At 69.5% G+C, this 11,571-nt stretch carries 6 protein-coding genes; 3 read left to right on the plus strand and 3 right to left on the minus strand.

Translation table 11 applies throughout. The annotated features are described in order from the left end of the window. Window positions 1-70 precede the first annotated feature (70 nt). On the minus strand, window positions 71-4,378 hold the full coding sequence (locus tag J2S66_RS14230) for a Dyp-type peroxidase (RefSeq protein WP_310307488.1): 4,308 nt from the start codon (window positions 4,376-4,378) through the stop codon (window positions 71-73). A gap of 331 nt (window positions 4,379-4,709) precedes the next feature. Here J2S66_RS14230 and J2S66_RS14235 point away from each other — a divergent pair, with 331 nt between their 5' ends. Beyond that, the gene (locus J2S66_RS14235; RefSeq protein WP_310307489.1) at window positions 4,710-8,483 is read left to right on the plus strand and encodes a terpene synthase family protein; all 3,774 of its coding nucleotides are present in this window, start codon (window positions 4,710-4,712) and stop codon (window positions 8,481-8,483) included. A gap of 135 nt (window positions 8,484-8,618) precedes the next feature. Here J2S66_RS14235 and J2S66_RS14240 read toward each other — a convergent pair whose 3' ends face one another. Both J2S66_RS14240 and J2S66_RS37155 read right to left on the minus strand, forming a co-directional pair. Beyond that, window positions 8,619-9,113, minus strand: a complete 495-nt coding sequence (locus J2S66_RS14240) for a lasso peptide biosynthesis B2 protein (protein WP_310307491.1) — start codon at window positions 9,111-9,113, stop codon at window positions 8,619-8,621. Then, entirely contained in the window at window positions 9,067-9,234 is a 168-nt protein-coding gene (locus J2S66_RS37155; protein ID WP_374726079.1) for a PqqD family peptide modification chaperone, read from the minus strand. The genes J2S66_RS14240 and J2S66_RS37155 overlap by 47 nt, the downstream gene beginning before the upstream one ends. Window positions 9,235-9,762: 528 nt before the next feature. Between J2S66_RS37155 and J2S66_RS14245 the strand changes: the two genes are divergently transcribed. After that, the gene (locus J2S66_RS14245) at window positions 9,763-10,992 is read left to right on the plus strand and encodes a lipase family alpha/beta hydrolase (RefSeq protein ID WP_310307492.1); all 1,230 of its coding nucleotides are present in this window, start codon (window positions 9,763-9,765) and stop codon (window positions 10,990-10,992) included. 133 nt (window positions 10,993-11,125) lie between these two features. Beyond that, complete coding sequence (locus J2S66_RS14250) at window positions 11,126-11,302, plus strand: hypothetical protein (RefSeq protein ID WP_310307493.1); 177 nt, start codon at window positions 11,126-11,128, stop codon at window positions 11,300-11,302. Window positions 11,303-11,571: the final 269 nt, after the last annotated feature.

An 11,571-nucleotide genomic window follows, 5' to 3' on the forward strand; every position in this document is an offset into this window, starting at 1 on the left:
GCGGCGGGCCGAGCACCCGCGCCGACCGGAGTGCCGCGATCACGGGTGTGGCTCGGTGTCGCTGCGGTCGTCACCCCGATGTGGCCGGGATCGGTGGGGTGCCTGCTGTGTGCTGCGGTGGCTCGGTAGAGGCTGACAGGTCGTGTGACACCGTCGGGGACGGGATGTCAGCCGTGCTGATCGGGCGGCGCTGGTGCTGGTGCTGGTGGTCGGGGAACATGCTGATGAAGTACTCGCTCCAGCCGCCCATGCGGACGCGCAGCAGGTCGTACTGCTCGGGGTCGCGGCGTGCCTCGGTCATGGTCTCGGGGTCGGCGCAGGTGATGGTGAGCAGGTTGGAGCCGGTGCCGCGGGCGAACTCCTCGATGACCTGCACGAGGGCTTCGTGGGGGAAGTTCTCGCAGATGTTGAAGTCGGTGGGTGCGGCGTCCCACAGGGCTTCCGCGCCGTCGCCGCTGAAACCGCGCAGCGAGGCGATGATGCCCTTCTCCTGGTGGTCGACGGGCAGGTCGACGGGGCTGGGGGCGGGGCTGAGGTCGGAGGTCAGTGTTTCACCGCGTCGTCGTCCGTCCGGGGAGGCGCCGGTGGCCGCGCCGAACTCCAGGTAGTTCTCGAAGGTGCCCACGCCGGGTTGGAGCTGGACGCCAAAGGGACGCTCGGGAGTCCCGATGCGCTTGGCCAGTTCGACCATGGTGCGGGCGGTGGGCGCAGCGGGCAGGGTGAGGACGGAGACCACGGTGTCGGAGACCCGGCGCAGGAACCTGTTGCCGAAGTCGTCGACGTCCTTGACGCCCCTGCCGTAGCGGGGCAGCGCCAGCGCGGCCCTGCGCAGGTCGCGGAAGCGTTCGGCGTGGGCGGCGATGCGGCCGGCGCCCACCGTCGAGTTGGTGAACGGTTCGGCCATGGACTCGCCCCAGTCGCACATCAGGGCCTCGACCAGCTCGGGCAGGGAGGTGGCGGCGGTGGTGGGCTCGTACACCAGGTGCTTGATCGCCAAGAGCGAGTTGATGGCGTTCGGCAGGGCGATCAGACCGGGTGCGATGACGTTGTAGCGGGCGCCGCCGGCGTAGTAGTCCAGCCCGGTCTCGACGCAGTCGTCGATGAAGCAGGACAACAGGGGCGAGGGGCACACGTCGCTCATTTGACCGAACGCCGCCAGCTGGCCGTCGACCTGCTTGGCGTACATCCAGCGCACGTGCTTGAAGTACAGCTCCAGCAGCTGCTCGAAGGAGGTGATGTCGGCGGGCTTGGGCGAGGTGAACGACACCTTCTGCCCGCGGAAGTACATCGGTCCGGCGGTCAGCCAGGACTTGCCCTGGTTGAGGGTGGCCTCCAGCGCGTGCAGCATGTTGACCTGGCCGAGGGTGAACCAGTTCTTGCCGACAAACTGGGGTTCGTAGCAGCCGTCGCAGGCGTAGTCGCGGGCGACGTCGAGCGGTACCTCGCTGCGCCAGAGCTCGCCCGCCTTCTCCCGGACGGGGGTGAACTCGGTGCGCTCCGTGCCGTCGCCGATGTGCTCACCGCTGCGCACCAGTCCGGGGATGATCTTGGCGTCGTTGAGCAGGATGGGGTGCGCGCCGCCGCTGAGCAGCGCCCGCGCTGCTTCCTCGGCGTACTTGCGGGGCATGTCCGGTCGTACGCGCAGCGACAGGCACGGCGCGTTGAGCGGCAGCCTGCGGGCCGCGAGCAGGCACAGCATCGTCGTGTCGTTGTAGGCCGGCGTGCCCTCGCCGGGCGCCCCGTCCGCCAGCGTCCCACCGATCGTGATCTGCTGGACCCACTGGTTGTTGGCGCCGCCTTGGGGGTAGTTGCCGCTGAACCCGCCCATCGCCATGTTGCCGAAGGGCTGGTGGTCCTCCACGAACGTCCGGTTCCACAGGACCTTCTCGCCGAGCTTGACCCAGAAGCAGTCGATGATCTCCTGCGCCTGCTCGGCGGTGATCAGACCGAGTCGGTCGTCGCGCTCGCGGAAGGGCTCCAGAAGCTGGTCGAGTCGGCCGATGGCGGTCGGCTCGCCCATCAGGTGCAGGCAGGAGTGCAGGGTGAAGATCAGCTGCGCGGCTTCGAGGAGCGTGTCGGGCGGCTGGTGGGCCAGCTTGCGCATCCGGCCGTGAATCGCCAGCAGGTTCTCCAGCTCGGCACGCTGGGACGGCTTGGTGTCGTGAGCGAGCTGGGCGGCCAGGTCGGCGAAGGCCAGACAGTGGTCGCTGACGCCCTCCAGTGCCAGCACGACCGCGCGGTAGAACTGCCGCTTGCCCTCGTCATCGGTGGTGTCGAGCTTGGCCGTCACCTCCGTGATCAGCCCGTCCAGGCCCCTGTCCAGCAGGCGCTGGTAGTCCGGGACGACGTGGCCGACACCGGAGGCCGCGCTCAGGCCGCGGAAGAAGTTCTGCAGCTGCTCGTCCTCGCGGGTGTAGTCGATGACGTACTTGCCCTGCCCCAGCCCCAGGTTGGGCATCCCGCCGACGATCAGCTCGGCCGGCTCGATGTGGTAGGTGTCGGCGCCGTTGACGGTCCTGCCGTTCTCGCGCCGCCGGCCGCGGAACCCATAGTCGTGGCTCGCGAACACCTTGCCCAAGCCGATCTTGATGGCCCAGCCCATGCGCTCCACCACCGGCAGGGCCATCACCTTGCGGGCCTGCTCGACCCCGGCGTACCGCTCGACGTAGGACGACAGGTGCTCCAGCTCCTGCTGCGCGCGGTCGAAGTACCAGCCGTCTTGCCAGCGGGAGAACGTGCTTTCCAGCAGCCGCAGCACCCGCCCCGAGGGCGGTCGGCAGTGCTCCCGCTGGTCCGCGGGGATCGTGGACATGCGATGCATGTAGTCGTGGTGGTTGTAGTACATGTAGCCGTTCTTCGAGCGGCGGTCGAAGTGCCGGTCGAGCCGGTCCCAGTCCACGCCCGGGAAGCTGTCCCACGACTGCGCCAGGTCCGGCACCGGTGTGGGGTCCAGCCGCAGGTTGAGCTGGCTCGGGATGAAGTAGAACCCGCCGAGGTCGGACCGCACGTTCGACAGCAACCGATCGGCCATGAAACCGTCGTTCGACCCGATCTGCTGGTCCATGATCTTCTCCAGCGTCGCGACCGAGTTCGCGAAACCGGCGAAGTAGATGCCCTTCTCGTCACGGCGGCTGGCGCCCTTGGCCAGCAGATCGTCGTCACCCAGGGCGGGAGAGCTGCCGTAGGGAAGGCTCAGCCGCAGCAGCGGGGTGGTGTCACCGGCCTCGTCCTGCACGCGGGAGCGGCTGATGTGGCTGCGGTCGTCGCGGGACGGGATGATGACGTCGTCGGCGGTACGACCGACCAGGTCCTCGATCTGGTCGGGGTTCATGTTCAGCAGATTCGACCAGTTGATGGTGAAACGCTGGGTCAGAACGAACGACGCGCCGAGGTAGTCCGGGTCGTCCAGACCGACGAGGGTGTGCTTCTGAAAGCTGACCGGGCTGGTGGGGTTGTTGAGGTTCTCGGAGAACCGGCACCCCACGACCTTGCCGCCCCGCAGATCCTCGCGCACCGACTTGGTGGCGGCCTGTTGGTGGACGGTTCTGGTGGGGTCGATGCGGCCAGTCGCGGCCAGCATCGCGTTGAGTCGTTCGAACACTGCGGGACAGTGGTCCTGGTTCGTGGACTTGATGTGGAACCACAGGTCCGCGCCGGAGTCAACGAAGGTGCCGTTCGAGCGTTCGAACACCTTCGACGACGCGAACCCCTCGTCCACCCCCCGCTCCCCCGAAGGGAAGCGCATCCGCATCCCCCTGGGTGGCTTCATCCCTTCATCGCGGCACCATTCGTGCCACAGGCGGAACCCGATGCCTGCCACGACAGTGGTGTGGGCACTGCCGAAATCCGCGTGGATCCCATTGCGCAGATCCGCGAGGATCGCGGACAGCTGAGACAGCGAGGGAGCACCGTTGTCCTCGGCGCGCCAGAAAGTCGCGAAGACCGCGTACGGGGACGGATAGATCAGACCGCGCTGCACGTGTTCCCACACGTCGTGCCCGACAGGGCCGTCGTCGGCGGCGAACAGGTCCATCACCTGATGGGCGCCGATATCAGTCGATGTCGTGGTGTGCGACTCTTGCAGCGTCAAGATTCCTCCAGCGCCCGGGATCGACACCGCGTCGACCACTGATCGATGCTGGCAGGAATCGGCGGCCCGCGCCGCTGTCGTCGGACGTGTGACCCGACAGTGGAATACCGTGGCCCCTTCGGGGAAGCCGGTCGGCGCGACACCGTCATCGGGGTCACCGCACGTGCTCGATGTTCGTTCTTGCGAACCCCTGGGTGCACCCGCGAGTGCAGCTTCCTTGGTCTTGGATGGGCCGCCCAGGGATGTGTGTCCCTTGCGCGATTCGCGGGGCCTGTGTTCAGCGAGCAAGAACGCCCACCTGAACCGCCCGGCTTCGATGGGACTCGGATGTGCCCTGGATTCAGTGGAGTCGGGTTACCGGACTGTCATGCTGATGCCATCGGGGAGAGGTCGGCATGCCCAGGAGTTATCCGTCGGAGTTCCGTCGCAAAGTGCCGAGCTGATCAGAGCCAGTCGCACGGTCGCGCAGGTCGCCCACGACTTCGAGGTCAGCGAGCAGACGATCTACATCGAGGGTCATGCCATGCACGACGGCTCAGCGTGAGTAAGCGGACGAAAGTCACCGATCGAGTGAGGTATTCACGCGTTCAGCAGATCGACGGTTGCGCTAGTTGACGGAATGATCGTCGCCGTGCCGCACACCTGCCACCCCGAGTGGGACGCCACCGAACGGCAGGTGCGCGACTGGGTCGTCCGCATCGGCCTGACCACCGATTCGGAGAGCGAGCGTGCTCTTGCCCGGATGGGCCACGGCCGGATGGCCGGCTGGACGGCACCGGACGCCGATCGCTCCGACCTGAACCTGCTCGCGCAGTGGAGCGCGTTCATCGCGTTCGTCGACGACGGCATCGACCGCGACCAAGCCGAGCCCGCACAGGTGCGCGCGCTGTTGAACCAATTGATCGGCGTGCTGGAAGGTGTCGACGCGCCGGGCGGGCACCCGGCGGTAGCGGCGTTGAAGGACTTGTGGCCGCGGACGCTCACGGGGGCCGCGCCCGGTTGGGCAGCGCGGTTCGTCCGGCTCTACCGGCAGTTCGCCGACGCCACCTGCATCGAGGTCGACCTGCGTGCCTCGGGCGAGAAACCGGGCTTGGCCGACTACCTGGCGCTGCGCCGGCACACGATCACCGCGTTGCCGACGATCGCGCTGGTCGAACGCGCACTGCCCGAACACCCGGCGCTGGACGACCTGCGCGACGCCACCGCGGACATCATCGCCTGGGCCAACGACATCGCCTCCGCGAAACGTGAACTGGCCGAGGGCACCGAGAACCTGGTCGAAGTGCTGGCCCGCGAGCACGGCTGCGACTTACCCGAGGCCGCCGCGAAAGCGCGCGCGATGCTGGAACGGCGCCTGGACGACTTCGACGCCACCACCGGTGACCCAGCGCGGATCACGCTGCTGCGTCGCGTGCGGGACGGCGCGCTGGCCTGGCAGGGCGAGACCCACCGCAACGCGCCCGGAGCCCTGCCCGGCCACGGCGAGCGCGGCATCACGCCGCTGACGCGCCACCTCGCGGTCGCGGTGCGCGGCACGGGCGCGGTGGACGACCGGTGCGGCAGTCGGGTGCTGGAATCGGCGCTGCTGCTGGCTTTGCTGCGCGCCGACGACTCCCACTCGCGCGAGCGGGAACGGCTGACCGATTTCCTGCTCCGACGCCGGCCCGGTGCCGACGACATCGACGCCCTGCTGATCGACGCCTGCCTGTCCCCTCGCGACACGGCGGCACGGGCATCCGAACGCGCCGACGCGCTGGTGCCCTCGATGGTGAACCGGGGCACTGCGGGCCGTGGGCGGCTGAAGGAGGTCATGCTGCGCACCGTGCTGCACCTGCTGTGCGGCACCCCGCTCGACCACCGGGACGCGCCACCGGCCGTGCCGCCGGACGGGATCACGACCTTCACCGACGTGCACCTGCTGGCCACCAGGACCATCCACGCCCACGCCTGCGGACGGCCGCACACCGTCTCCGACGCCGAGCGCGACCGGCTCGTCTCCCTTCTGCGCGGCGACCGGAACCGGTTGCTGTGGGAGGCCAGCGCCACCACCCACCTGCTGGGCCTGCACGCCGTGCGCACCTTCCGGCCGAAGGACCGGGCGGTGACCGACGGGCTGCTGCGGTTCACCCTCGCGCTCAACGACGACGGCGGCATGCCGTTCCTCGACAGCCAAGACTTGTGGCTGACCGCCGTGGCCGGGCTGGAATACGTGCACCACCCGCGGCTCGCGCCGCTCACCCGCCGGATGGCCGAGTTCGTCGCGTTCTGGCAAGCCCCCGACGGCGGCTGGCCGTTCGCCACGGGCATGCACCAGACCGACGTGGACACCACGACCAGGTGCATGGAATTCCTCCACGCCGCGCCGGGCCGGTACGACACCGCGCTGGCCGACGCCACCCGCTACCTCACCACCATCGCCGACCCCGGTGGCGGCTTCCCCACGTGGGTGCGCGGGGACCAGCCGGACCTGGACGTGACCGCCGGCGCCATCCTCGCCCTGGCACCGGACCAGGAGCACCACCACGACCTGCTCACGCGCGCCGTCGACTTCGTGCTGGACGCCCAACTCCCCGACGGCACCTTCGACCGCAGCTGGACGGTGAGCGAGTCGAGCGCCATCCAGCGGGTGCTGGACGCGTTGCACGCCGTACCGGGTCTCGCCGCCGACGACAGGGTCGCGGAGGCCACCCGACGGGCGGTTGCCCGGCTGCTCGCCACACAGCACCCCGACGGAGGCTGGGGTCACACCGAGGACGAGCCCAGCGACGTACTGTCCACCGCACAGACCCTGTCGGCGTTGGCACGCCACGACGCACGCGAAGCCACGCTGCGCGCCGTCGCCTACCTGACCGCGCACCAGGACGACGACGGCGGCTTCACCTCCCGACCCGACCAGGTCGGGCCCCGGCCGCTGCCGTTCGACTACCCGGTGCTCGCCGACCTGCACGCCCTCACCGCGCTGCGCCGCGCCAAGACGGCCGTGCCGGCCCCGGCGCCGCGCCGGCGGCGGTTCGCCGACCTCGCCGAGAGCATCCACGGCATGGTGCTGCAACCGGGCGACGCCGCCTACGAGCAGGCCCGGCTGCTGGTCAACCAGCGCTTCGACACCGTGCGCCCTCAGGCGATGGTCTACCCCGCCACACCGCACGACGTGGTCGAGTGCGTGCGCTACGCCCAGGCCAACCGCCTGCCGCTGGCACTGCGCTCCGGCGGCCACAGCTACGCCGGCTACTCCACCGGCCCCGGCCTCGTGCTCGACGTCAGCTCCCTCAACACCACGAGGGTCGCCGACGGCCGCGCCCGGTTCGGCGCCGGGGTCAAGGCCGGGCAGGCGCACTCCGCGCTGGCCGCCGCCGGTGCCGGCCTGCCGCTGGGCCGCTGCCCCACGGTCGGCCTGGCCGGCGTCACCCTCGGCGGCGGCATGAGCGCCTTCACCCGCGCCTGGGGCCTGGCCTGCGACCACCTCACCAGTGTCGGGATCGTGACCGCCGACGGCCGCCTGCGCCGGGTCGACGCGGAGAACGATCCCGACCTGTTCTGGGCCTTGCGCGGCGGTGGCGGCGGCAACTTCGGCGTCGTCACCGACCTGGAGTTCACCACCACCGACACCAGGAACCTCTCCTTCACCACGTTCCTGCTCTCCTGGCCGGAACGCGACCTGCCCACCCTGCTCCGAGGCTGGACCGCCTGGCACACCGACCCGGCCACACCACGCGAGATCCGCAGCGTGGTCGAACTGCTCAGCGACCGAGGCAGCCCCGCGCCGCCGGCCGTGACCGGCACGTTCATCGGCACCCCCGCCGAGCTGCACCCCGTGCTGGACCGGATGATCGCCGCCATCGGCAGCCCCGAGACCCAGCGCATCCTCGTGCCGACCGGCTACGTCCAAGCCACCTCGGAAGCCGAACGCTGGGGCGGCGGCACCTGGGGTGCACGGGTCGCCTTCGCCGCCAAGTCCCACATCGCCCGCACCCCCATCACCCCGGCGGCGGCACACGACCTCGTCGGCACGGTCGACAAGATGCCCGGCTGCGGCGGAGCCGGCGGACTGCTCATCGAGGCACTCGGCGGCGCCGTCTCCGACGTCGCACCCACCGCGACGGCATTTCCGCACCGTGATGCGATCGGCGTGGTGCAGTACCACTCCTACTGGGACCAGTCCACCGACCCCGACCACGTCGACCAACGCCTGACCTGGCTGCGCGAGGTGCACGCCACCATGCAGCCCCACCTGGGCACCGGCGGCTACACCAACGGCATGGACCCCGAACTGACCGACTGGCTCATCGCCTACCACGGCGACAACCACCACAGACTCCGACAAGTCAAAGCCGTCGTCGACCCCGACAACTTCTTCACCTTCCCCCAATCCATCCCACCCGACCGCCGCTGACACTCCTGTGCTCACCGCGTGATCCCCTACAACAGTCGAGCAGGGAGTTGCGTTCATGCCTGTGCGGCCTATCGCGATCAGGTCCGGCTCGCACTGCGGCGCGTCGTCAACTGCCCGCGCAGCGCTGAGCGTTCCTCACCGTGCGGGGCGTTCCCGGAGCGGGGGCACGATGTGCATCGGCCGGTAGTAGTCGTCGGGGTGTGGTTCGGCGACAGAGCGCCCGTCGACCTGGACCCAGGCGTGTGCGCCAAAGGGTTGGGTGCGCACCCCGGTGCACCAGGTCGGCCACCTGCCGCGCAGTCGGCACAGCAGGGCCGTGGCCAGCGAGCATTGCATGCAGCCGTCGCCGTTGCACTGCACGCTGGTGGCCAGCACGTCGTTCTTGGCTTTCCCGGCTTGGGCGTGGGTGGCGGGGCGGGCCCCACGCCGCAGCACGGTCAGCACCGACTGAATGTGTGCGGGTGACTGCCGTGCCAGCCACCAGGTGACGGTCACGGCGACGAGCATCGGAGGACGGCGCCACCACGCGAGCGGTGTCGCGGCGGTGACGGCGATCGGTCTGCTCACCGCGTCACCGCCAAGGTCAGGTGCCCGCAGGGCCGCCAGGAACGAGCCGACGACGCGGGTCACCAGTTCCTCCGCCGCGCAGTTCCTGCACCGGGTCTGTGCCCTCGGTCAGGGACCGGACGATCGCGGCGCCGGTGGCGTTGAGCTCGAAGTACCGGCCCGAGTCCCGGTCGAGCAGCACCATCGCGCTGCCGGTGGCCGTGGCGACGACCTTGGGTGCAGTCGCACTGTCATGCCGTTGCTCCTGATCTCACGGTCTGCCAGGTCGCGCAGGACAGCGAGTCCTATCTCGACGACCGCGTGGTGGAAGCTTGCCTGGCGGTGCGTGAGGACGAGCGGAGCACGCCCTGGCGGTTCAAACCGCTTCAGCGGACACCGCGATCAGCCCGACTTGCCGTTGACGCGGCGCCGGCCGCTCCGACTACGTGTTGGAGACCGTGTGCTGGGATGCCGGCACCGCCCGCCTGCACAGGGGGCTTCACCGGCATCGCAGCCCAAGCCGCTCGTTCGCTCACACGGGGGAACGCGTCGCTGCCGACCGGTTGCCGCTGCGCCCCCGCACCGAAATCTTGTTACTTTCAGCTTTGAAGCCGGCACACAGGGTGACCCGCCAGCCTCGCACTGCCGGGACGGACGCGACGTCCCGCAGCCCACCCCTGGGCTTCCGATCCGCGAGGCGTGCCCCGCGCCTCCACCCCTAGAAAGGCATGCCGTGAGCACCACCGAAGAACAGGCCACCGAAGCCCTCCGGTCCGGCCCTCCGATCATCCTGGCACCCGGCCCGCAGGAGACCGACCGCATCCCGCCCCCGCCCAGCGACGTCTGGGACCTCCCCCACGGCACCGCCTGGGTCTACCACGGCGAGGGCAACGGCCAACTCACCCGTCCGGTCCTGATCGCCGACGGCTTCAGCGCCGGCCCCAGCGACCTCGGCCTCACCTGGGAACTGCTGGAGTACGGCCCGTACCCGCTCCTGAGCGAACTCCGCCGCCGGGGCCGCGACGTCGTCCTCGTCGGCTACCACGAGCGCAGCGCGTCGATCCTGCAGAACGCTGAGACGGCGATGGCGGCCGTCATCGAGGCGATCGACCGCCGCGGCGGCGACCACCCGCTGACCGTCGGCGGCTTCAGCATGGGCGGCTTGGTCACCCGCTACGCCCTGGCCAAGATGGAGACGGTCGGCATCGACCACCAGGCGCAGCTCTACTTCTCCTACGACAGCCCCCACACCGGCGCCTGGATCCCCATCGCCCTCCAAGCGTTCGCGCACTACATCAAGAAGCTCAACCCGTCCTTCTCCGACCAGATCAACAGCCCCGCCGCCCAGGAGCTGCTGTCGCAGCACATCGCCCACTGGGACGACAAGCCCGCCCCCAGCGAGCAGCGTCAAGCCTTCCTGCGCGCGCTGGAGGAAGTCGGCAACTGGCCCCGGGCGAGGCAGACCCGGCTGATCGCCCTGGCCAACGGTCCCGACACCGGCGCCGGCAACGGCATCAGCCCCGGAGCCGACGCCCTCACCGGGAAAGGAATCACCGTCACCGGAACGAAGCTGCGCACCCAGTCCGAGGGCGAGGGCCAGCTCGTCGCCAAGCTCCGCGTCCTCACCCTCACCACCGGCGAGGTCTCCACCAGCGGACTGCCCGACATCGACGGTGCACCCGGCGGCACCCTCGCCGGCTTCGGCATCCTCGCCGACCGGCTCAACAAGCTCGCGCCATTCGGCTTCGGTGTCACCAACCCCATCCGCGAGCACTGCTTCGTCCCGGCCGTCAGCGCCATCGCCCTACGGGAGCCCGACACCCACGACAACCTCTACACCCCCATCGACCACGACGAGCTGGAGGAGACGCCCTTCCACGCCGTCAAACTCTCCTCGCAGAGCGACACCCACACCCTGGTCACCGAGGAACTCGCCACCTGGTTCCTCGACCAACTGCCGTAGGCGCGATCGTCCCGCCGCCGGTTCACGCACCGGGTCTGTCAAACACGAGCGGCTCTGGCGCACTTCCGGTGGCGGCGCGGTGGGCTCAGGCCGTGACGGGGGTCGAGGGTTGTCATGATCATTTATGGCTCAAGTGGCGATGCTGGTCGGTGCGGTGTTCTCAGGGCTTTCGGCGCTGTCGGTCGAGGATGTCGAGGACGCCGGCGATGTGATCGTGGTGCGGGCGTCGACCAGGGGCAATGAGGTGGACAACCTCAGACACCGTCATGCTCGGTCCTCGACGTCGGAACGGGAATGGACGCCGAGGTGACGAGGTGCCCTCGCCTCCATGACAAAGAACTACGGAGATGCGCCCGATCGGAGCAGTCCGAGCCGCCTGGATCGCCGGTGAGCCCACGGCACCCGGTCACTGATGTCGGGGTCCGCGACCTGGGTGACACGGCGGTCGGACGCGACCACTACGCCGTCCTGCGCCACCTTCAACACTTACTCGCGGTCTGGACCGGCCGTTGTCACAGCTGCTGACAACCCATCCAGACCACGAGCAGTCCGACAAATCGCAACTCAACAGCACCTAAC

It is taken from the genome of Saccharothrix longispora (assembly GCF_031455225.1).
GTDB classification, from domain to species: Bacteria; Actinomycetota; Actinomycetes; order Mycobacteriales; family Pseudonocardiaceae; genus Actinosynnema; species Actinosynnema longispora.

Excerpts from the sequence above, each read along its gene's own strand:
- J2S66_RS14235 (WP_310307489.1), top strand. The coding sequence starts at position 4,710 with ATGATCGTCGCCGTGCCGCACACCTGCCACCCCGAGTGGGACGCCACC.
- J2S66_RS37155 (WP_374726079.1), bottom strand. The coding sequence starts at position 9,234 with ATGGTGCTGCTCGACCGGGACTCGGGCCGGTACTTCGAGCTCAACGCC.